We start from the raw sequence: 20,310 nt of genomic DNA, 5'->3' as shown, positions 1-20,310 counted from the left end.
GTTCAGTGCGCGCCGGCGGCGGCCGACCCGGCCGCGGCCGGCGCGGCGCCGCCTGTTGCGTTCTTTGTCGCCGCGTCCGCGGAACGATGCGCGCCGAACAGTCGGCGCGACGGTTCGAGGCCGGTGTCGTCGGGGCCGTCGGCCGGAACGGTGAGGCCGCCGCCGAGTGCGCTCATCAAAGAAGCATAGGCGGCGAGACGATCGGCGTGCACTTGCGCGATACGTTGCTTCGCATCGAGCCAGCGTGTTTCTTCGACGATGACGTTGACGTAGTCGGTGAGGCCACGCTTGAACCCGAACTCCGAAAGCTGGTAGCTGCGTTGCGCGGCATCCACCGAGCGTTCGGCGTCGCTTTGCTGCTTGGCGAGCGAGCGCAGCGTCACGATCGCGTCGGAGATTTCCTTTAGCGCTTGGACGACCGACTGATCGTAATGGGCGATGGCTTCGTCGTAGCCGGCCGTCGCCGCGCCGAGCCGGCCGCGCAGCGCGCCGCCGTCGAAGATCGGCAGCGAGAGCGCCGGACCGCCTGTCCAGCCGCCGTTCGCGGCATGCAGGAGTTGGAACAGCGGCCCCGCCACCGCGTAGCCGCCGAGCGAAGCGACGAGATCGATATTCGGATAGAAAGCCGCGTGCGCCACATCGATCCCGCGTGCCTGCGCCGCCACGGCCCAACGTGCCGCGACGACGTCGGGCCGGTGGCCGATCAGCTCGGCCGGTACCGTGGACGGCAACGAGGCCGGGGCGGAAAGCGAGAGCGAGGGGCGAGCGAGTGCCGCACCGGCCCCGGGTCCTTTGCCGAGCAATGCGGCAAGCCGGTTGCGGGCGAGCTCGATCGCTTCGCGCCGGGCTTCTATCTGGCGCTCGTACTCGGGCAGCGGCGCCTCGGCTTGCGAGAGATCCAGCTGCGTGCCGATTCCGCCGGCGAGACGCCGCCGGGCGAGATCGGCCAGTTGCTTCTGGCGCGCGAACACATCGGTCGCGATGTCGAGCAGCTCATACTGCTCGGCGAAATCGACGTAGGCGCGCACGACGTTGACTTCGAGCTCGAGCAGGGCGGCGCGCGCATCGGCCGCGCGCTGATGGGCGACGTCCAGGGCGCGCTCGGTGTCGTTCTTGTCTTGCCCCCAGAAGTCGAGGCGATAAGTCAGGCGCAACGCGCCCACGTTGTTCCAGGTAGTGGCGTTGGCGAGCGGGCCCGGGCCATAGTAGACGTTGTCGGGCCAATGCTCGCGCGTGACCGACAGGCTGCCTTCCAGTTGCGGCGATTCGGCGGCCTCGGAAACGCCGGCGAGCGCGGCGGCCTGGCGCACGCGCGCCGAGGCCGCGGCGAGTGTGGGGCTGCCGGAGGTCGCCGTCTCGATGAGCGTGTTTAGTTGCGGATCGCCGAATGTCCGCCACCAATCGCTCGCGGGCCAGTGCGCGCTCGCGTCGGCCTCGCGTATGGCGTTGCCGACGTCGAACGAGGTCGGATCGGGAAGGCGCGATTGCGGCGCGATGCCGTGAGTGCTCGCACAGCCGGCAATTATTATCGGCAGTGCAAGAAACGCGAGCACGACGCTTCGTTTCCGGGTGAGCGACTGCACGACTGTTCTCCTTGGGCGGCGGTATCGACTACCGCCGATTATATTTTTCGGCCGATTGTCGAATAAGTCGTAACGGTGTAAGGGATCTTTACAGTAATTGAGACAATCTAGGTTGCCGATCGTGCAACAATCTTCTTGCGTGGGATCAACAGGGGATAGTATGGACACGCTGCAAAACATGCGCGTTTTTGTGCGTGTCGTCGAGTCGGGAAGCTTCACTGCGGCGGCACAACACCTGAATACGACGACGGCCTATGCCTCGCGCGCGGTGTCCGATCTGGAAGCGCATCTGCACACGCGACTTTTGAACCGGACGACACGGCGTATTGCATTGACCGAAGCAGGCAAGCGCTACTTGCAGCGGTGCGAGCAGATCCTCGCCTACGTCGAGGAGGCGGAGGCGGAAGCGAGCGACGCGCATGCTCGTCCGTCGGGCAGATTGCGCATCCACGCCATGGCGAGTTTCGGCGGTCATTACATCGTTCCCGCCGTCGGCCGATACCAGCAGCGGTATCCCGACGTCTCGGTCGAGCTGACGTTGTCGCAGCGAATCCCGGATCTGCTTGATGAGGGTTACGACGTTTCCGTGGTGCTCGGCTACCACCTGCCCGACTCGGGGCTCGTCTCGCAGCGGCTCGGCAGCGCGTTCAGCATTGCCTGCGCATCACCGGCCTACCTCGAGCGGCATGGCGTGCCGAAGACGCCGGGCGACCTTTCGAATCATGTCTGCCTGCGCCTCGTCACACCGGGCTCGGTGTTCGACAAATGGAATTTCGACGGACCTCATGGCGTCGAGTCCTACACGCTGCCGCCGGCGCCGTTCCAGGTCAACGGCGCTGACGCGATGGCGATTGCGGTGCGCGAGGGAATGGGCATCGCCGTCTTGCCGACCTATACGGCCATGCGCTGGCTCACCAATGGTGACTTCGTCTGGATCATGCCGGAATATACGACTGAGCCAATGACGATTCACGCACTCTATTCGTCGCGCGAATACCTCGATGCGAAAATCCGCACGTGGGTCGACTTTCTGCGCGAGCAACTCCCTCAGACGCTCGCGGCCGAGGAGGCCGCATTGCGTCGGCATACGCGCGTCTAGACGACCCGCGGGTTCGAGAGAAAACGGCGATCAGTGCTTCGTCCGATGCCAGTCGAACATATGATGGGCCGCGAGCCAGTGATGGATGAAGCCCTCGCCGTGTTCACGCTTGTATGAGAGCGACTCGAAGACCGTCAGCGCGAAGAGCACGAGCAGCCCCACCGCGAGTCCGACCAGGCCGGCGATCGATTCAGCGTCCATGGCAATTCCTCCTTCCGCCATTGCGGGTGACGAAAATGCACGCCACCGCGGGCGACGAATACATATTAGGACACTCGGGGGCAGCTTGGCGGGCGACAGGAATCAGCACCAAAGCGCCACGCTCGATCGACCCGGACGACGTCGGCGCCTGATTTCGATCTCTGCGCGCAGCGGCCCTTTCTCGCGATGCGTTGACGGCGGCGTGGGGCGCATTTCGTTTAGACTCGCGGTTCCCCTCTGCACGGAATGCTCATGAAACGATTCGCTGTGGCGGCCGCGGCCGCCGTCTCCATGCTGGCCGGCTGTGGAGATGCCACCATCCATCACCATCGCGCACCGCAGGATCCGCCTGATTACCATGGCGTGCCGACGGACACGCGCCCGCCGGCGATGATCGATGCCCCCGGTGCGCCGGGCGCGACCCCACCGCAATAAAAGAGGTGCGATTGCGGTTCGATGCGGCTCTCTCCTCCTGGCCGCTCGCCCGCGCGGCATCGGTCAGCGTGCTCGGTTAACGAATGGCAACGCCGCGCCACTACGTCGGTGGAATGGCGTGCGTTAAAATCGGCGCGTTTTCGACCGACGATCCACGAAACCGAGTACCTGCCGATGAGCTCAGCCACTCTTTCCAAATACGATCCCTTCGCACGCCTGCTGCACTGGCTCATCGTCGTTCTGCTGGTTGCCCAGTACGTCGTTGCCTGGACGATGCCAGACATTCATCGCGGCACGCAGCCTGTCGGGCTCATTACCTGGCATCTGGAGCTGGGGACCGCCATCATCGCCATCATGATCGTGCGCATCGTCTGGCGCTTCATACGTCGTGAGCCCGATGTCGTCGAAGCGACGCCGTTCATGCGTCAAGTGGCGTGGCTGACGCATATCCTGCTCTACGTGCTTTTGTTCGTCGAGCCGGTCTTGGGCTGGATCAATGCTTCGTCGCGCGGCTGGTCCGTGACGCTCTTCGGCGCGATACCGCTCCCGCCGCTGTCGGCGACGGGGTCCGCCCTCGGTCACGAAATGGGCGATGTGCATCAGGTCGTCGCATGGGCGCTGCTCGGACTGGTCGGGCTCCATGTGGCCGCCGCGCTCTTCCACCACTTCTTCCTGCGCGATGGCGTGTTGCGCCGGATGGCGTGAGCGCGCGACTCATCTTTCGAGCAATCGGGGATTCAAATCAATATGTGGGCATTGCCCCCGATTCAATCCTCGGGTGTTTGAAATCAGCGCGGACGTAGTGTCTTTTGACCGGCTCCGCGAGGAGGTCCTCGCGGACTGCGCTGACAAAATAAATCGGTAAATCCAGAAGAATAGCCGGCAATAAATCTGAAAATCGGGAGAATAACGATAGCTACGGCTCCCGCAACCGTGTGTCTGCCCCAACAGACAAGGCCGAGCGCCGATGCGAAAGTGCATTCGACTCAGTTGGCCGTTGTGTGCGCTTTCCTCCATGAGTCTCTGACATTAGTTCGTCTCTGCCGGCCATTAGGTTCGAAAGACGAATTAATTGATTGTCGATTCCGTGTGAAGCGGCTAAATTCCTATTCGGCGCATGGCGAACCGGTCCTTTGCCTTAATGCGCCGAACCCCCGTTGGCCCGGCCTCGCCGGGCTTTTTTTTGCGCTGCGCCAATGTGTAACGAAACGCTGACACTTTGCGCAACGGCACGCCCGCGAAAGCGCTCGACGGCGCGGCGCGCCAACTGCTCGTCTCAACGGGCTTTCCCATCCCGCGCGGCATTCCGAGCGCGGCGTGCCGCCGTTAGGCGCCCGGCACCTTCCTTGCGTCTGGCCGTCTCTTCGAGCAACCCAACCCTCCCCCATACTTTCGAAGGAGATTTCCCCATGGCAGTCGATCTGACCTTTCGCGCCGGCGAGGCGACCGTACTGGCCGCCGAAGGCCAAGCGACCGATGCGATGCCGGAGATATTGATCGGCCGCGTCGACGGCCCGGTCGGCCATGCGTTCGCGAGCATGATGGCGCAAAGCAAAGGGCACACGGCGATGTTCGCGATTCGCGCGTGCAATCAAATGGTACGGCCCGCCACCATGATCGTCCCCAAGGTCACGCTAAGGGATATGGCGACCATCGATCTTTTCGGCGGCGTGGTGCAGTCCGCCACCGCGGACGCCGTCGTCGATTGTCTGATCGAAGGCATCCTGCCGAAGGATCTGGCGAACGAGCTCTGCATCATCAGCCTCGTTTGGATCGACCCGCGATGCGTAACGGACCCGAATCTCGACAAAAAGGACATGTACCGCACGAATTACGAGGCGACGAAACTCGCGATCCAACGTGCGATGAACAACGAACCGAGCGTCGAGACGTTGATCGCCAACCGGCATACCCTCAAGCACGACATGGACGATTGGAGTTGATCGGCGGCGGCGAACGCCGCGGGGCGCTTGCGCGGGTTGTCCTTAGCAAGCGGCGCGTGTTGTCCGAATCGCGGCGGCCTCGAGCCTTGCCCTCAACGAGCGGGCAGATAGCGCGCCGGATCGATCGACTGCCCCTTGTAGCGCAGCTCGAAGTGCAGCGCGACGCGATCGTTGTCGGTATCGCCCATTTCCGCGATCTGCTGGCCCTGCGCGAGCGCTTGTCCTTCCTTGACGAGCAGCTTCCGGTTGTGCGCATAGGCCGTGAGGAAGTCGGCATTGTGCTTGACGATGACCAGGTTGCCGTAGCCGCGCAGGCCGTCGCCCGCATAGACGACGGTACCCGGTGCCGCCGCGACGACGGGCGTGCCCGCCGAGTTCGCGATGTCGATTCCCTTTGAGCTGCCGCCGTCGAAGCCGCGCACGGTCGTGCCTTGCGTCGGCCAGATGAGCTTGATCGCATTGGCCGGTGCCGCCGGCACTGACCCGAACGCGGCGCGCGCCGCGTCTCGGTTTGCCGCGCCGGCGTTGGACGTCGTGCCGCGCGGCGTTGCTTCGGCGGACGCGCGCGGCCCGTTCGAGCTCGTCGACGCGACGTTGCCGGGCGCCTCGACGCGCAAAACCTGGCCGACTTCAATGGCGTTCGGATTCGACAGGTTGTTCCAACGGATGATGCTCTGGACCGACTGGCGATGCTCACGCGCGATTTGCGTCACGGTATCGCCGCGCTCGACGCGGTAGTACCCCGGTTCGACAGGCGCCGTGCCACATGCGGCGAGCACGGCCGCGAGCGGCAGGCAGGCGAGCCGCTTCATTGTTGTTCTCAGCATTGAACCTCGCTTGGACTTCGACTTCCACGATTGCTTAGATTTCGCTTCGCGCGCGCGAAGCCCGGGAGGGCGCGGCGCGAGAAAAACGTCTGATTTTAGCGGGTGCGAGCGTGCCGCCGCCGTTTCGGCCGAAATTTGCCGGGCGCGGACGGGCGGCTCGAGCGGGTGCGCCCGGTTTTCAATCGATCGAACCGCCGAATGCCGGAACGTCGGTCAAAAGACGCGCTCCAAGGGCCGTTAAAAAGCGACGCTCAAGGCTTCCCGGCCGTGAGCGAGACGCCGATTCTGAGCGCTGCCCGTTCCTGCTCGCCGGGCGCGAGCCAGCGCAGGCCGAATCCGTTGTGAATGGCGTCGGGCAGCCCGAGCCACGGCTCCACGCAGTAGAAGTCGGAACGCTCGTTCTCCGTCCAGCTTGTCACGGCGTACCAAGGCATCGAGCCTGGCCGGTTCAGGTCGATCTCGATTCGCTTGCCCAGCGGCGCGCAGGTGAGCAGCACCGGTTGCGCGGGAACGCCTTGCAGACAATGAAAGCGGTCGTGGATGCGCGCTTCGTCGAGCGTATAGCGCGGCTCGCCCGCCTCGGGCGCGCTGATCGACCCGTCTTCGCGCTGCCGGCGCCGCACGGTCGGCGGCAGCTCGAGCGTCGTTTCGCCGCGCAGCGCGTGCGGCACGGCGAAATAGAAATGGTGGCCCGCGTAGTAGGGCAGCGGCGCATCCCCGGTGTTGGCGGTCGTCAGCGTGACGTCGAGCGTGCACGCATCGACGAGCCGGTACTCGGCTTCGAAGCGAAAGCCGAACGGGTATTGCTTGCGCGTTTCGTCGGTGTCGGCGAGCGTCATGCGGATGCCGCGGCCGTCGGCGTCGAGCGCCGGCGAGAACGGCAGGTCGCGGGCGAAGCCGTGCATCGGCAGCGCGCGGACGACGCCCGCCTTGTCGCGCCACTCGCCGATGCGGCCGTCGACGCGGTGACGCGCCAGAAACGGAAAGAGCAGCGGATTGCCGCCGCGCACGCGCGCGAGCTGGCTCCAGTCGGCTTCGTCGGGCCAGAAGACGATGGGCTCGTCGCCGATCGTCCACGAGAGAAGGCGGCCGCCGAATTGCGGAGCGACGCGCAGCAGCGAGTCGCCGTCTGCCAGTTCTACGATGTCGTGCTGTTGAAAGAGTGTCATTCGGTTCGGTTCTCGCGCGAAGTGGGTGATGGCTCGCTTCGGCCGTCCGCCGGACGCTCGGGCCGAAACCGTGATTGTGCGCGAGGTTGGGCTCCGGAAAAACCCTTGGTGGGGAAATCGTGGGTTTTGTCCCCGGCGCGGACTCGCCGATAATGCGCCTTCGCGCCCGCTGCCTGTTCGCCGGGCCGCTTTTCTCGTTCACGCGTCCGCAAGGGCCGCGCCTCGTCAGGGGGGATGCATGGATCTGGCAATGGCAATGGGGCTCGCGTTGTTCGGCATGTTCGCCGGCAGCACGGTGCTCTTCTTTTATCGGGTGGGCCGGTAAGATCCCGGTTCGCGGGTCGCCTGGTTTCTCTCGGGCGAGCCCCTTGATCTCGCCGTCGGCGCTGCGATCGACAGGCGCGCTCGAGTCGCGTCTCTTTATCGCCCCTTTCGTTTCCTTTCGGTTCGCGCCGAGCCGCCCGTCCCGAGCGATGCTCGATAGGCCAATTCGCGCGATTTCGGTGACAGTCTGTCCTGCGCGCCCGTGACAACCGACGGCGCTCGCGCTGCCCGACTTCGCCGTGCGCCAGCGATCGATTCGCCGCGTGCCGGGGCGTGCCCGTCTCTGCTCGACGATGATTCGCATCGCGGCCCGCTGTGTCGCCGTACCTGCTCGGCATGAAGCCTGCTTAGCGCGTGAGAAGCTCGGCGGGCGGCCGGCGAGGAGACCGATCGATGGCATTGGGCGAGAAGCTTCAAGACTGGCGCGGCAACGCATTGCGCCTCGAGGACGAAGTCGGCAAGGTCGTGATCGGGCAGCAGCAGACGATCCGCCTCATCAACGTGGCGCTTTTCGCGCGCGGCCACGTGCTGCTCGAAGGCGGCGTCGGTGTCGGCAAGACGACGGTGCTGCGCGCATTCGCGCGCGCCGTGGGCGGCGAGTTCGAGCGCGTCGAAGGCACGATCGACCTCATGCCGGGCGACCTCGTTTACCACACCTACGTCGACGCCGAGGGCAAGCCGCGCATCGACCCGGGACCGCTTTTGCGTCACGGTGAGCGGCTCACCACGTTCTTCTTCAACGAAATCAACCGCGCGCGCCCGCAAGTCCAGTCGCTGTTGCTGAGGGCAATGGCCGAGCGCTCGGTCTCGGCATTCGACCGCGAATATCGCTTCCCGCACATGACGGTGTTCGCCGATCGCAACAAGGTCGAAAAGGAAGAGACGTTCGAGCTCGCATCGGCCGCGCGCGACCGGTTTCTCTTCGAGCTCAACATGCCGACGCCCGCCGACAGCGCCGTGCGCCGCGCCCTCGTGTTCGATACGGCGTTTCACGATGCCGATGCGCTGATCGGCGAAGTGCGGCCCGGCGTTGTCGCCTGGGAAGAGCTCAATGCGATCGGCGCCGCGATCCAGCAATCGATCCAGGCGAGCGAGACGATCGAGCGCTATGTGCTCGACATCTGGGAGGCGACGGAGAATCCGCGGCGCTTCGGCATTGCGCTCGAGGGCGTCGAGATGGATCGGCTCGTCCTCGCGGGCGCGAGCCCGCGCGGCATGAGCGCGCTCTTGCGCGCGGCGCGTGTCAGCGCATGGCTCGCCGGACGCTCGCATCTCACGCCCGAGGATATTCATGCCGTGCTCGCCGCGGCACTCGGTCATCGCGTCTTCTTCACGCCGATCTACGAGTTTCGCCGCCAGGAGCTCGCACAGGCGCTGATCGAGCAGATCGTCGCCCGAGTGGCCGCGCCATGACGCAAGTGGGACCCTCGATGAGCGGACGATGAACGGAGCGCGCGAATTCCACTACCGGTTGCCGGTGCGCGCAAGCGGCGTTCGACCGGGGTCGCATCCGGGCACGAGCTTCGGCCCTGGCCAGGAGTTTGCGATGCACGCACGCCTCGTCGACTATCCGGATCCGCGCCGGCTTGACTTGCGCGCGAGCGTCCAATCGGTGCGCAGCGAATGGCTCGTGCGGCTTCATTTGCAGCGCGTGGCGGTGCCCGTGCATGTGCTCGTCGATGTATCGGCTTCCATGTGCTTCGGGAGGTCTCGGCCGAAGCTCGACGTCGTAGCCGACTTCGTCGAGGCACTCGGATTCAGCGCGTTTCGCAGCGGCGATCGCGTCGGCATGGCCGCCTTCGACGACGACGAGCGCGACGATCTCTTCGTGCCTGCCCGGTACGGCCGCGGCGCCGGCGAGGCCGTGGCCGCCCTGTTGCGCGGGACGGCGGCTCGGCAGGCGGAACCGGCTGCCGTCGCGGCGCGGGTACGCGGCGATGGCGCGCGCGGTCTCGCGCGCGCAGTCTCGAAGCTCGCGGGCCGCCAGGGGCTCGTCTTCATCGTCTCGGACTTCCATTGGCCGCTCGATGGGCTGCCCGCGACACTCGACATGCTCGTGCATGCTTGCGTCGTGCCGATCGTCGTTTGGGACGAGGCGGAACTCGCGCCGCCCGGCGACGGCGCGCTGCTCACGGTCCGCGATCTGGAGTCCGGTGCGAAACGCACCCTGTGGCTCTCGAAGCGCGTGCGCGCCCAGTGGAGGGACGCCGTCGCGCAGAGGCGGCGCGCGCTCACCGACCTGTTCGCGAAGCATGCGATGAAGCCGTTTTACCTCGTGGGCGACTTCGATCCCGACCAGCTCTCGCGCTATTTTCTGGAGCAAGGCGCATGATGGGGCGCGATCGATATCCGCTCGATATGCCTCGTCTTGCAGCCGCGATGGCGCTTGCTTGCGCGCTCGCGCTTGCCGGTACGCCTCTCCCCGTCGCCGCGGCGGACCTGCAGGCGAAGGTCGATGAACCGCGTGCGTTCGGGCACACGATCGGCGACGTATTGACGCAGCGGATTCTGCTCGCCGCCGTCGATCGCGATCTCGGCCGCGTTGAGCTTCCGTCGGCGGGCCGGGTCGACGTCTGGCTCGAGCGCCGCGCCGCGCGCCTGGAGACGGACGCCGAAGGGCGCCGCTGGATGATCGTCGATTATCAGGTCACCAATTCACCGCGCGACATCACACGCATCGCGCTGCCCGCGCTCGCCTTGAAGACGGCCGCCGGCGACGTGCTGCACGTGCCGGAGTGGCCGGTGAGCGTCGGCCCGCTCGCGCCGGACGCCGGGACAGACGCCGCGGCGTTGCGCACGATGCAGCCGGATCGCGCTGAGCCGCCGACGGCGCTCGCGCCGATCGAGCGCCGGCTCGCCGTGATGCTCGCGTTGCTCGCCGCCACCCTTGTCGCATGGGCCGTATGGTGGATTCTGCGTAACCGGCGCGAGGCCGCGCGGCTGCCGTTCGCCGTTGCGTGGCGGCAGATGCGGCGGCTCGGCCCGAGCGAGAAAGAGAGCGATGCCGCTTGGCGCGCGTTGCACCGGGCGCTGAACGAGACGGGCGGGCGCGTCGTCCATGCGGGATCGCTGGCGGTCCTCTTTTTACGCGCCCCGTGGCTGCTGCCGTTGCGGCCGCGCATCGAGCAGTTCTATCGGCACTCGGAAGCGCGTTTCTTCGCCGTGGTGGAGGCTGGGGACGAGACGCGGCGAAGCGGACACGCGCAGGCGAAACGTGCCGTAGCGAGCGATGCAGGTCGCAACGTCGAAGCAGGATCGAGCGGCGACATCAGCGACATCGGAGAAATCAGCGATGTTAGCGACACCGACAATATCAGGGACGTCGGCGACGGCATCGGGGGCTCCCGCGACGGCGCCTCGCGCGGGCTGGTGGCGCTCAGTCGCGCGCTGTTTTTAGCCGAGAGGCGACGACACCAATGAGCACGCCCATCGATTTCGCCTCGCCATGGATGCTGTGCCTGCTGCCGCTCGCACTGCTGCCGCTCTTGCCGCGACGCGACGAAGCGCTGCCGTTCTCATGGTCGGCCTGGTTGCCGCCCGATCGCATCGGCCGAACGCTCGGCTGGGTCGCGCGCGCCGCGGCGGCGCTGGCGATGGCCGCGATCGTCGTCGGGCTCGCGGGGCCGGGCCGCTCGCATCTCGAGGCGCGGCGCACCGGGCGCGGCGCTGAGATCCTGATACTGATGGACCGCAGCGGCAGCATGAACGACGTAATGGCGAGCCGCGGCGTCAATACGACGGGCGATTCCAAGAACAAGGTGGCGCGCCTTGCGATCGGCGAGTTCGTCGACGGACGGCCGAACGACCGGTTCGCATTCATGATGTTCGGCATCGCTCCGATCCTCGCCGTGCCATTCACGTTCGATCACGCGATCATCCGCGCAGCGATCGACGGCACGCAAGTCGGCCGCGGGATGCCCGATACCCAGCTCGGACGAGGATTGCTCGCGGCGATCCGCCAGTTCGACGGTCTGCCGTGGACGGGACACCGTGCGATCGTCATGGTGTCCGATGGCGGCGCGCAGCTCTCGCCCGACGAGCGTCGCCTCATCGCCGAGGGGTTGGCGCGCAACCGGATCGCGCTTTACTTCATCTATTTGCGCAGCAGTATCTACAGCGCCGAGCTCGGTGCGGCGGTCGGCGCCGGCGACACTTCGCCCGAGGCGCAGCTGCATCGTTACTTTCTGACGCTCGGGACACCTTATCGGCTCTACCAGGCCGGCGATCCCCGCGCGATGGCCGAGGCGATGAACGAAATCGGCCGGCAACAGAGCTTTCCGATCGCATTCGACGAGCGTTTGCCGCGGCAGGACCGCAGCGACGTTTGCTACGCCGTTGCGCTGGCATGCTGCCTGATCCTGCTCGCCTCGCGCATCGTTCAGGTACGGAGTTGGGCTTGAGACGCGTATCGGTTCATACGGCATTTGCCGCCGTGGCGACGGTCTGCGTCGCGCTCGCGGGTTACGACGCCGTGCGGCTCGGCACGGCAAGCCGCATCGATGACGAAGTACGGGCGATTGCGAACTCGACGCGCCCGACGGTTCACAACGAGCCCGTGGTTTCCGAGGTCTCGGCGAAAGGGCCGGCATTGGCGTCCGATACGGCGGGCGATCCCCCAGCCGGCGACCACGCGCCGCGCGCAATCCTGCTCGCTAAGGCGATGGCGCTGTCGGCGGCCGGGCAATATGCAGCCGCTGGGCGGCGCTTCGAGGCGCTCGTCGAAGACGGGCCGCGCGATGCGATCGGGCGCGCGGCGCTTTTCGATCTCGGCAACATGTACCTGCGCGAGGGGGCGGGCGAGACGGCCGATGCGGTTCGCTCGCTGCCGATGATCGAGCAGGCGAAGGCGCGTTACCGCGCGCTGCTGCGTGTGGCGCCCGACGACTGGGATGCCCGCTACAACCTCGAGCGCGCGTTGCGGCTCGCGCCGGAGACGCAGGAAGACATGGATGCCTCCAAGGCGGTCACGAAGCATGGCGTCCGTCTGCGCGGCGCGCAAAGCGAGGATCTGCCGTGAAGCTGGGCGGGCTCGCGCGCGCACTGCTCGGGGGCCGCAACTGGGCGGTGGGCGCCGCATTCGCGCTGCTCGCGCTCGCACTGGCGTTCCCGCGTGTCGAGCTGCCGCGCGACACCTTCGACTACATCGTGACGTTCGATATCACGCAGAGCATGTACACCGAGGACGTGAGCGTCGCCGGTGCACCGCTCAGCCGGCTCGCGTTCGCCAAGTCCGCCATGCGCGAGGCGCTCGGCACGCTGCCGTGCGGGTCGAGAGTCGGCTGGAGCGTCTTCACGGGACAAAATACGTTATTGCTGGTGCCGCCGATCGAGGTTTGCCGCAGCTATGACGCACTGCTTGTCTCGCTCGACGCCATCGACGGGCGCATGCGCTGGACCAACTGGAGCCGTATCGCCGAGGGCGGCGTCTATTCGGCCGTGCGCGTCGCGCGCACCGTCGGGCGCAATGTCGACGTCGTCTTCGTCACGGATGGACAGGAGGCACCGCCGATCAGTCCATCGAACGCGCCGTCGCCCGACATCGCTTTGCCCGGCGTGACGGGCTGGCTCATCGGTGTCGGCGGGGATCAGCCCGCGCCGATCCCGAGGACCGACGCGAACGGCAATCGGATCGGCTACTGGAGCGCGTCCGAAGTGATCCAGGTGCCCCCCGCGCCGGGCGCTCCCGCCTCGTCGTCGAGCGGTTCGGATGCGTCTCGCGCTACGGCCGAAACCCACGAAGAGCTCTCCGAGCTGCGCGGCGAGTATCTGTCGGCGCTCGCCGAGCGCATCGGCTTCGGCTATCGTCGGCTCGTCGATGCGGGCTCGCTCGCCGCGTCGTTGCGCGACGCGCGCTTCGCTCACCGCACGCGCGTGCCGACCGACGTGCGCTGGGTGCCGGCGCTCGCCGCGTTGCTGCTGCTGGCCTGGCGGTACAGCGGCGGACTGAGGCGGCGCCGCGCCGCCACGCTCGATTCGGGAAATACTCCCGGGCCCGCCACGGCCGGGCAGGTTCGCGATGGGCTAAGCTTTGTCAGATCCCATTCCGAGATCGATGGGGCTTAGCACACCGCGTGACGGCGCGCGGTCCCCGTGGCGCCGCTCGAAATACAAAGGAGAACTAACGATATGGTGGGGACATTCTTGCGAACCGCTCACCGAGAAAGGCGCGCGCCTCGTTTCCAGTGCCCGGAGAGCGGGTTGGCGCGTCGTTGCCTGCGGCCGATGGCGCTCGCCGCCGGCCTGATGCTCGCAGCCGGCGCGGCGCACGCTGCCGCACCCGTCGCTTACGTGACGAGTGAAAAGGCCGGCATCGGCGTCATCGATCTCGACAACCTGACACTCGAGAAAACTTTCTCGATCGGCGCGAGCGGTCCTCGCGGCCTGAGCCTCAACGAGGACGGCACGCGTCTCGTCGTCGCCGACAAGAACACGGGCGAACTCGCCGCCGTCGATACGCGCACGGGCAAGGTCGTCGAGCATGTCAAGGTCGGCAAGAACCCGGAATACGTCCGTGTGCACAACGGATACGCGTACGTGACGTACGAACCGGGCGAAACCGGGAAGCCGGAGGGCAAGCCCGGCGGCAAGCCGGGCGCGGACGACGACGATGCGACGAAGCCCCCCGCCGAGATCGCGATCGTCGACATGAAGAGCTGGCGCGTGATTCACCGCGTGGTCAGCGGGCACGAGACGGAAGGCGTCGAATTTTCGCGCGACGGCAAGCAGATGCTCGTGACGAACGAAGGCGACGATACGGTCTCAGTCTACGAAGCGCGAAGCGGCAAACCTATCACGGTCGTCAAGCTCGCGGCGGGCGGACGTCCGCGCGGGATCAAGGCCTCGCCCGACGGCAAGGAATACGCCGTTACGCTCGAGTCGCTGAGCAAGCTGGTGGTACTCGATGCGAAGGACTTCCATGTGGTGAAGACCGTCGACACGAAGCTCGGGCCTTACGGCGTCGTCTACGGGCCGTCCGGCAACCGGCTCTTCGTCGCGGCGGGGCGCGACAAGACGCTGCAGGTCTTCGACGCGCATACCTATGACCATCTCGCCGATGCGCCGATCGGCCAACGCTGCTGGCACTTCAGCTTCACGCCGGACGACTCGAAGCTGATGTTCGCGTGCGGCCGCTCGGACGCCGTCTATGTGCTCGACGCGAAGACGTATGCGCCGATCAAGCAAATCGGCGATTTGCCGCTCGCGTGGGGGATCGTCACCTATCCGCCGAGCGACGGGTCGATCGAATCGCGCTGAACGGAATCAATCCCATCGATAGCGCAGGCCGACCCAGACGCCGCGCGGCGCGCCGACGCCGACGAACTGCTCGGCGACGGGGCTCGCGCCGTTGAACGTCTGGTTCGGTCCCGTGAAGACGTTCTCTCCGAGCACGCCGAAGCTCGCATAGCGTTTGTCGAGCAGATTCGTCACCCGTGCATAGACTTCGAGCTGCTTCGTGACACGGTAGGTCGTGTCGAGATCGAGCAGGAAATAACCGGCGAGCTTGCCGTTCACGTCCTCGTTGTTTTCGTCGCCGCGCGCGAAAAATGCGCTGCGATAGCTCAGGTTCGCGCCGATGTCCCATTGATGCGTCGCGCTGTAGTCGAGGCGCAGCTTGACGGTATGGGCCGGAATGCCGGGGATGTGATCGCCGGGCTTGACGGTGATGTCGCCGGCGGCATCGGCGCTCGAATTGGCCTCGACGTGTTCGGTCCACGACGAGCGATAGGTGGCGTCGATATAGCTGTAGCTCGCGCCGACGGCGAGCGGGCCGAACTGCGTGCGGCCGGCAAGCTCGATGCCCTGGCGGCGCGTTTTGCCGACGTTCTGGAAGAAGCCCTGCGTGCTCGCGGCGCTGCTGATGAACTCGATGTCGTCGTCGAGCGTCGTGCTGTACGCGGCGGCGCTCCATGTCGTCGACGCGCCGATCCTCCCGCGCGCGCCGATTTCGAACGTCTTCGAAATGACAGGCTTGAGCGCCGGGTCAGCCAGGAAATCGTTCGGCAGCGAGCAGGGCGCGTTCGGATCCGCGCAGGCGAGCTCGATCGCCGTCGGCGAGCGCATCCCTTCGTTGTAGGTCGCGTAGGCCGTCAGCGTCGGCGTCGGGTTCCAGTTGACGCCGACGGCCGGATTGAAGCGCGAGAAAACATGGCGTGCATTCAGCAGCGGCTGAGCCCCCGTTTGGTCGGCAATCTGCGCGCTCGACCAGTTGTAGCGTCCCGATAACGTAAGCGCCCATTGCTTCGTCAGCGAAAGCGTGTCCGTGAAATAGACGCCGTAGCTGGCGTTGCGCGTCTTCGCATCCGTGTTCAACGTGAAGTCGTCGATGCCGATCGCTCCGCGCGACGCATTGAAGACCGCGTCTTGCGAGGATGCCGTGTAGCGCGAATTGGCGATATCGGCGGCGATGCCCGTGACGAATTGATTCTTCATGCCGGCGAGCTTGCCGAGCAGCGTCAACTGCAGACTGCCGCCGTAGCTGTCCGTCGTCGCGACGGCTTGCTGGTTCGTCGCCTGGACCGTATCGACGGCGCCCGTCGCCGGGTCGATCGTGCCGAAATCGGTGTTTTGGTTGCTGGAGAAATTGCTGTTGCGATAGTGCCGGTAGTAGAGGTTGCCGGAGAGCTCGACGTTGTCACTAATCGTGCGGTCGCCCGAGAACGTCAGGTACCCGACGCTGTTCTTGTTTTCGTCGGGATAGGTGTACGGTTGCGAGGGATTGCCGAGGAACGAGCGCGGCAGCGTCTGCGCGCCGGAAAGCTGGTTGTCCGCGCCGCCGGCCGACAGCGAGAGCGTCGTATCGGCGTCCGTGTAACGGAGCTTGCCGAACGCTTGCCGCACGCGGCTCCAGTTTTCTTGAGCCCACCCGTTGTCGTTCTGCGCGTTCGCCGTGAAGTAGTAATCGAGATCCGAGCCGATCGTGCCGCCTTGTTCGATTTGCGCGCTCTTGCGGCCCCATGAGCCCGCGCTCACTTCGGCTTCGCCGCCGGGGCTCGTCTTGCCGTTTTTCGTCGAGATCGCGAGCGCGCCGCCCAACGTGTTGAGACCGTAGGTCGGATTCGAGCCGGGGATCAGCTGGATCGTGTCGATCGCCTCCTGAGGAATGAGGTCCCAGTTCACGACATCGCCGAACGGCTCGTTCACGCGCACGCCGTCGAAGAACACCGACAGGCCCTGCGGCGTGCCGAGGAGCGGCGAAGCGGTGAAGCCGCGGTAGTTGACGTCGACTTGATAGGGATTGCCCTGCGCCTCGTTGATGTCGACGCTCGGCAGGTTCTTCTCGAAGTAGTCGGTGATCGTCGCGCGATGCTGCCGATCGAGATCGCGCGCACGCACGGTCTGGACGTTTGCCGGCACCTGCGCGAGCGGCGTGCCGAGGCCGAGCAACGGCGTGGTGCCGATCACGACGACGGGCGCGAGGACATGCGCTGCGTCCGCGCTCGAGCTGGGAACCGGTGCGGCTTGGACTGATTGCGGTGGCTTTGCCGCCGCGGGAGCCGGCTCAGCAGTCGAGGACGCGGCGCTTGCCGCCGACGCCGCGCCGGGTTGCGTCTGCGCGGAAACGGCGGCGGGCATGCCCGCGAGCGCGCCGCCGACAAAAAGGGCGACGCCGGCGCGTTGTTTGAACGGAGGCCTGCTGCGCTTGATACCCATTGTCTCCACTCCTGCCGGTTTGTTCTGGTTGTGCCAGGCTCGCTTCGTCGGCTTCTTGCAGGACATCTTGCGATGATGCTGGCAATCGCGTTGTTCGAAGCTTCGCATGCAGCGGGCGTAACGGACCCAGGAGGTTTTCCCGATCTGACGACGGGGCGTCTCCCCCGTTGGCGATGGCCGTGTCCTGCGCCGCCGAGCCTCGGTACAATCGGCGCGTGAGCCCCTCCGACCGCGACCGCCCGAGCGCACCGCCGCCCCGCCCGTCACCGCCGCATGCCGCGGCCTGGCGCGATCTCGCCTGGGTCGTCGGTGCCACCGTGCTGACGCTCGCATTCAGTGCGATCTTCAACCTCGGCGAGCACCTTTACCGTTGGACGCGCGGCGTGGAGCGCCTTCAACTCGACGAGATGCCCGTCGTCCTTTGCGTGCTCGCGGTCGGTCTCGCCTGGTTCGCGTGGCGACGCTATCGCGAAGCGCAACGTGAACTCGCGTGGCGGCATGCGCTCGAGCAACAGGCCGAGCGGCTGCTCGCCGAAAACCGTCAGCTCGGCAGCGAGGCGCGCGATGCCGAAGAGCGCGAGCGGCGTCGTCTCGCGCGCGAGCTTCATGACGAGCTCGGCCAATACCTGAACGCGATTTCGCTCGATGCCTCGCGTATTCGCGACTTGTCGGCGAGCGCGCAGCCCGAAATTCATCGATTGTCGCTCGGCGTCGTGGACAGCGCGACTCATGTTTATCGACAGATCGGCGGCATGATTCGCCAGCTAAGACCGGTCGGCCTCGACGAATTCGGCTTGCCCACCGCGATCGAGCACTGCGTCGACGGCTGGCGCGAGCGGCTGCCCAACGCTTCGTTCTCGCTCACGATCGACGGCGACTTCGGCGGGCTTTCGGACGCCCTCAACATCACGCTCTACCGGTTCGTGCAGGAGGGGCTCACGAACGTATCGAAGTTCGCCCGCGGGGCGAACGTCGAGATCTTCGTCGTGCGGGGAACACGCGAGCCCGACGAAATCGTCGTTACGCTGACCGACGACGGTCCCGGCACGGACCTGAGCAACCCGCGCGGCGGGCTCGGGCTCATCGGCATGCGCGAGCGCGTCGAAGCACTCGGCGGCGAGTTTCACGTCGCGAGCCGGCCCGGCGGCGGCTTCTTCGTCTGCGCGCGCATCCCGGCTCAGGCGGGGCTGGCTGAACCGGTCAGGTGAAGCCCGAGGCGGCTCGCAATCTGCGCGAGCTGCACGCCGTTGTCCGCGCCGAACTTCTGCCGGATCGCCGACTGGTGATTGGCGACCGTCTTCTGCGAAAGACCGAGCTTTTCGGCGATCGTCGGCAGCGTATAGCCTTGCGCGAGCATGCGCAGCACTTCGAACTCGCGGGCCGAGAGCTGCCGCCCGGGTGGGCCCGCGGTGAACGAGCTGCGCATCGCGAGCGCGCGCGATACGTCGGGGCTCAGATAGTTGCCGCGCCGAGCGACGGTGTCGACGGCTTCGACGAGCACGTCGGGAGCGCTCGCCTTCGTGACGTAGCCGAGCGCTCCGGCATCGAGCGCGCGACGCACGAAGAGCGCATCTTCATGGACGCTGAAAATCAGCACGCGCGCGTCGGGCTCCCGGGCGTGCATCCTGCGCATCGCCTCGATTCCGCTTGCGCCCGGCAGCGAGACGTCCATGACGACGACATCGGGTCGCAGCGCGCAAAACCGCTGGTAGGCCTGCGCGGCGTCGGCGGCCTCGCCGCAGACGCGCACGTTGCCGCTCACTTCGAGCAGCCGCCGGTAGCCTTCGCGGACGACGGCATGGTCGTCGACGAGCAGCACTGAAATGTCCTTGTTCATCGCCGTGCCTCCGGCGTGGGCTCAATCGGGATCTCGCCTTGCGAGGCGAGCTTGCGCGAGTTGCTGTCGTTGCGGAAGAGGATCGGCTGCTCGTTGGGGGCGGTTGTCCCGTGTGCGTGTAGAGCGGCGGCTTCGCTCGCATCGCGCGCGCGTTCGACGAAGCGCACGACTTGCTCGTGCGCGGGCGACTTGTCGCAGACCGGATCGGCGTTCGCCGCATCGCCCGTCAGCAGATAGGCCTGGCAACGGCAGCCGCCGAGATCGTTCGTTTTCTCGTCGCAGCTGCGGCACGGCTCCTTCATCCAGTCGAAGCCGCGGAAGCGGTTGAACGCCGCGCTTTCGTACCAGATGTCCGCGAGCGATGCCTCGCGGACGTTCGGGAAGGTGAGCCCCGGCAAACCGCGCGCCGCATGACACGGCAGCGCGGTGCCATCCGGCGCCACGCCGAGGAATACGGCACCCCAGCCGTTCATGCAGCGCTTCGGACGCCGCTCGAAATAATCGGGTACGACGAAGAAAATCCGGCAGCGCTCGCCGTGCGTCTTGCGATAGCGCTCGACGACGGCCTCGGCGGCCTCGAGTTGCTCGCGCGTCGGCAGGAGTTGTGCGCGGTTGGCAAAGGCCCAGCCGTAGTACTGCGTGTTGGCGAGCTCGAGGTACTCGGCGCCCATCGCAAGTGCCATCTCGATGATCTTGTCGACGTGCGGCAGGTTGTAGCGATGCAGCACGCAGTTCATCACCATCGGGAAGCCGTGCGCTTTGATCGAAGCCGCCACACGCCGCTTGAGATCGAACGTGCGTGTGCTGCTGAGAAAGTCGTTAAGCTGTTGCGTCGAGTCCTGAAACGAGAGCTGAATGTGATCGAGGCCGGCGGTCTTCAGGTCGTCGAGCCGTTTATCGGTCAGACCGATGCCCGACGTGATCAGATTCGTGTAGAAGCCGAGCTTGCGCGCCTCGCCGACGAGGATTTCCAGATCGTCGCGCATGAGCGGCTCGCCGCCCGAGAAGCCGAGCTGCGCGGCGCCGAGCGCGCGTGCCTCGCGCAGGATACGGATCCATTGGTCGGTATCGAGCTCGCGCGCGTTCGTCGCGTAGTCGACCGGGTTGTAGCAGAACACGCAATGGAGCGGGCAGCGGTACGTGAGCTCCGCGAGCAGCCAAAGCGGCGGGGCGACGCCTTCGGGCTTGCGCTCGGCGCTTGCGGTTGCCGCGGCGGTGGGAGAGGAGAGATCGGTCATGGC

Annotated in this window: 19 protein-coding genes; 12 read left to right on the top strand and 7 right to left on the bottom strand. The window is 66.2% G+C overall.

Annotation, left to right across the window (positions count from 1 at the left end; translation table 11 throughout):
• Positions 1-2 precede the first annotated feature (2 nt).
• The gene (locus tag B0G57_RS02135; RefSeq protein ID WP_018438935.1) at positions 3-1,583 is read right to left on the bottom strand and encodes an efflux transporter outer membrane subunit; all 1,581 of its coding nucleotides are present in this window, start codon (positions 1,581-1,583) and stop codon (positions 3-5) included.
• A gap of 160 nt (positions 1,584-1,743) precedes the next feature.
• Between B0G57_RS02135 and B0G57_RS02130 the strand changes: the two genes are divergently transcribed.
• Complete coding sequence (locus B0G57_RS02130) at positions 1,744-2,682, top strand: LysR family transcriptional regulator (protein WP_018438934.1); 939 nt, start codon at positions 1,744-1,746, stop codon at positions 2,680-2,682.
• Positions 2,683-2,712: 30 nt separating this feature from the next.
• Here the strand turns inward: B0G57_RS02130 and B0G57_RS31245 are convergent, their stop codons facing one another.
• Entirely contained in the window at positions 2,713-2,883 is a 171-nt protein-coding gene (locus tag B0G57_RS31245) for a hypothetical protein (protein WP_018438933.1), read from the bottom strand.
• 252 nt (positions 2,884-3,135) lie between these two features.
• Between B0G57_RS31245 and B0G57_RS02125 the strand changes: the two genes are divergently transcribed.
• The 3 genes from B0G57_RS02125 (at position 3,136) to fae (ending at position 5,261) form a co-directional block, all read left to right on the top strand.
• Positions 3,136-3,318 (top strand): hypothetical protein, encoded by a 183-nt coding sequence (locus B0G57_RS02125; protein WP_026229346.1) that lies wholly within the window; start codon positions 3,136-3,138, stop codon positions 3,316-3,318.
• Between the two features lie 174 nt (positions 3,319-3,492).
• Positions 3,493-4,023 (top strand): cytochrome b, encoded by a 531-nt coding sequence (locus tag B0G57_RS02120; RefSeq protein ID WP_026229345.1) that lies wholly within the window; start codon positions 3,493-3,495, stop codon positions 4,021-4,023.
• A gap of 704 nt (positions 4,024-4,727) precedes the next feature.
• A complete protein-coding gene (gene fae / locus B0G57_RS02115; protein ID WP_018438929.1) occupies positions 4,728-5,261 on the top strand; it encodes a formaldehyde-activating enzyme in 534 nt (177 codons plus the stop codon).
• Between the two features lie 92 nt (positions 5,262-5,353).
• Here fae and B0G57_RS02110 read toward each other — a convergent pair whose 3' ends face one another.
• Both B0G57_RS02110 and B0G57_RS02105 read right to left on the bottom strand, forming a co-directional pair.
• On the bottom strand, positions 5,354-6,088 hold the full coding sequence (locus tag B0G57_RS02110; RefSeq protein WP_026229344.1) for a peptidoglycan DD-metalloendopeptidase family protein: 735 nt from the start codon (positions 6,086-6,088) through the stop codon (positions 5,354-5,356).
• 251 nt (positions 6,089-6,339) lie between these two features.
• Positions 6,340-7,257, bottom strand: coding sequence for an aldose epimerase family protein (locus B0G57_RS02105; RefSeq protein ID WP_018438927.1), 918 nt, complete (start codon positions 7,255-7,257; stop codon positions 6,340-6,342).
• 717 nt (positions 7,258-7,974) lie between these two features.
• Here B0G57_RS02105 and B0G57_RS02100 point away from each other — a divergent pair.
• The 7 genes from B0G57_RS02100 (at position 7,975) to B0G57_RS02070 (ending at position 14,835) form a co-directional block, all read left to right on the top strand.
• Positions 7,975-8,994, top strand: a complete 1,020-nt coding sequence (locus tag B0G57_RS02100) for an AAA family ATPase (protein ID WP_020565994.1) — start codon at positions 7,975-7,977, stop codon at positions 8,992-8,994.
• Positions 8,995-9,022: 28 nt separating this feature from the next.
• Positions 9,023-9,913, top strand: a complete 891-nt coding sequence (locus B0G57_RS02095; RefSeq protein WP_018438924.1) for a DUF58 domain-containing protein — start codon at positions 9,023-9,025, stop codon at positions 9,911-9,913.
• Positions 9,910-11,001 (top strand): calcium incorporation protein MxaA, encoded by a 1,092-nt coding sequence (locus B0G57_RS02090; protein ID WP_146013324.1) that lies wholly within the window; start codon positions 9,910-9,912, stop codon positions 10,999-11,001. The genes B0G57_RS02095 and B0G57_RS02090 overlap by 4 nt, the downstream gene beginning before the upstream one ends.
• Positions 10,998-11,981 (top strand): vWA domain-containing protein, encoded by a 984-nt coding sequence (locus B0G57_RS02085; RefSeq protein ID WP_018438922.1) that lies wholly within the window; start codon positions 10,998-11,000, stop codon positions 11,979-11,981. The genes B0G57_RS02090 and B0G57_RS02085 overlap by 4 nt, the downstream gene beginning before the upstream one ends.
• Entirely contained in the window at positions 11,978-12,598 is a 621-nt protein-coding gene (locus tag B0G57_RS02080) for a hypothetical protein (RefSeq protein WP_020565993.1), read from the top strand. Before B0G57_RS02085 ends, B0G57_RS02080 begins: the two co-directional genes overlap by 4 nt.
• Positions 12,595-13,644, top strand: coding sequence for a vWA domain-containing protein (locus B0G57_RS02075; protein ID WP_018438920.1), 1,050 nt, complete (start codon positions 12,595-12,597; stop codon positions 13,642-13,644). The genes B0G57_RS02080 and B0G57_RS02075 overlap by 4 nt, the downstream gene beginning before the upstream one ends.
• Before the next feature lie 159 nt (positions 13,645-13,803).
• Positions 13,804-14,835, top strand: coding sequence for a beta-propeller fold lactonase family protein (locus B0G57_RS02070; RefSeq protein WP_018438919.1), 1,032 nt, complete (start codon positions 13,804-13,806; stop codon positions 14,833-14,835).
• 6 nt (positions 14,836-14,841) lie between these two features.
• On the opposite strand, the gene B0G57_RS02065 is transcribed toward B0G57_RS02070, so the two are convergent.
• Positions 14,842-17,232, bottom strand: coding sequence for a TonB-dependent receptor (locus tag B0G57_RS02065; RefSeq protein ID WP_026229342.1), 2,391 nt, complete (start codon positions 17,230-17,232; stop codon positions 14,842-14,844).
• 173 nt (positions 17,233-17,405) lie between these two features.
• Here B0G57_RS02065 and B0G57_RS02060 point away from each other — a divergent pair, with 173 nt between their 5' ends.
• Entirely contained in the window at positions 17,406-18,440 is a 1,035-nt protein-coding gene (locus tag B0G57_RS02060) for a sensor histidine kinase (protein ID WP_018438917.1), read from the top strand.
• Here the strand turns inward: B0G57_RS02060 and B0G57_RS02055 are convergent.
• Together B0G57_RS02055 and pqqE are read right to left on the bottom strand one after the other, a co-directional pair.
• The gene (locus tag B0G57_RS02055; RefSeq protein WP_018438916.1) at positions 18,410-19,069 is read right to left on the bottom strand and encodes a response regulator; all 660 of its coding nucleotides are present in this window, start codon (positions 19,067-19,069) and stop codon (positions 18,410-18,412) included. The two genes, B0G57_RS02060 and B0G57_RS02055, sit on opposite strands and share 31 nt — an antisense overlap.
• Positions 19,066-20,307, bottom strand: coding sequence for a pyrroloquinoline quinone biosynthesis protein PqqE (gene pqqE, locus B0G57_RS02050; protein ID WP_018438915.1), 1,242 nt, complete (start codon positions 20,305-20,307; stop codon positions 19,066-19,068). The genes B0G57_RS02055 and pqqE overlap by 4 nt, the downstream gene beginning before the upstream one ends.
• Positions 20,308-20,310 lie beyond the last annotated feature (3 nt).

Origin of the sequence: Trinickia symbiotica (assembly GCF_002934455.1) — a bacterium.
Lineage (GTDB): Bacteria > Pseudomonadota > Gammaproteobacteria > Burkholderiales > Burkholderiaceae > Trinickia > Trinickia symbiotica.
The sequence above is the reverse complement of the archived record's forward strand: the minus strand, read 5'-3'. Positions and strand labels throughout refer to the sequence as shown.

What these genes read in the sequence shown, in the direction of transcription:
- B0G57_RS02070 (WP_018438919.1), top strand. Translation starts at nt 13,804, where the DNA reads ATGGCGCTCGCCGCCGGCCTGATGCTCGCAGCCGGCGCGGCGCACGCT.
- B0G57_RS31245 (WP_018438933.1), bottom strand. Translation starts at nt 2,883, where the DNA reads ATGGACGCTGAATCGATCGCCGGCCTGGTCGGACTCGCGGTGGGGCTG.
- B0G57_RS02090 (WP_146013324.1), top strand. Translation starts at nt 9,910, where the DNA reads ATGATGGGGCGCGATCGATATCCGCTCGATATGCCTCGTCTTGCAGCC.
- fae (WP_018438929.1), top strand. Translation starts at nt 4,728, where the DNA reads ATGGCAGTCGATCTGACCTTTCGCGCCGGCGAGGCGACCGTACTGGCC.
- B0G57_RS02055 (WP_018438916.1), bottom strand. Translation starts at nt 19,069, where the DNA reads ATGAACAAGGACATTTCAGTGCTGCTCGTCGACGACCATGCCGTCGTC.
- B0G57_RS02065 (WP_026229342.1), bottom strand. Translation starts at nt 17,232, where the DNA reads ATGGGTATCAAGCGCAGCAGGCCTCCGTTCAAACAACGCGCCGGCGTC.
- pqqE (WP_018438915.1), bottom strand. Translation starts at nt 20,307, where the DNA reads ATGACCGATCTCTCCTCTCCCACCGCCGCGGCAACCGCAAGCGCCGAG.
- B0G57_RS02100 (WP_020565994.1), top strand. Translation starts at nt 7,975, where the DNA reads ATGGCATTGGGCGAGAAGCTTCAAGACTGGCGCGGCAACGCATTGCGC.
- B0G57_RS02060 (WP_018438917.1), top strand. Translation starts at nt 17,406, where the DNA reads ATGGCCGTGTCCTGCGCCGCCGAGCCTCGGTACAATCGGCGCGTGAGC.
- B0G57_RS02130 (WP_018438934.1), top strand. Translation starts at nt 1,744, where the DNA reads ATGGACACGCTGCAAAACATGCGCGTTTTTGTGCGTGTCGTCGAGTCG.
- B0G57_RS02095 (WP_018438924.1), top strand. Translation starts at nt 9,023, where the DNA reads ATGAACGGAGCGCGCGAATTCCACTACCGGTTGCCGGTGCGCGCAAGC.
- B0G57_RS02125 (WP_026229346.1), top strand. Translation starts at nt 3,136, where the DNA reads ATGAAACGATTCGCTGTGGCGGCCGCGGCCGCCGTCTCCATGCTGGCC.
- B0G57_RS02105 (WP_018438927.1), bottom strand. Translation starts at nt 7,257, where the DNA reads ATGACACTCTTTCAACAGCACGACATCGTAGAACTGGCAGACGGCGAC.
- B0G57_RS02085 (WP_018438922.1), top strand. Translation starts at nt 10,998, where the DNA reads ATGAGCACGCCCATCGATTTCGCCTCGCCATGGATGCTGTGCCTGCTG.
- B0G57_RS02120 (WP_026229345.1), top strand. Translation starts at nt 3,493, where the DNA reads ATGAGCTCAGCCACTCTTTCCAAATACGATCCCTTCGCACGCCTGCTG.
- B0G57_RS02110 (WP_026229344.1), bottom strand. Translation starts at nt 6,088, where the DNA reads ATGCTGAGAACAACAATGAAGCGGCTCGCCTGCCTGCCGCTCGCGGCC.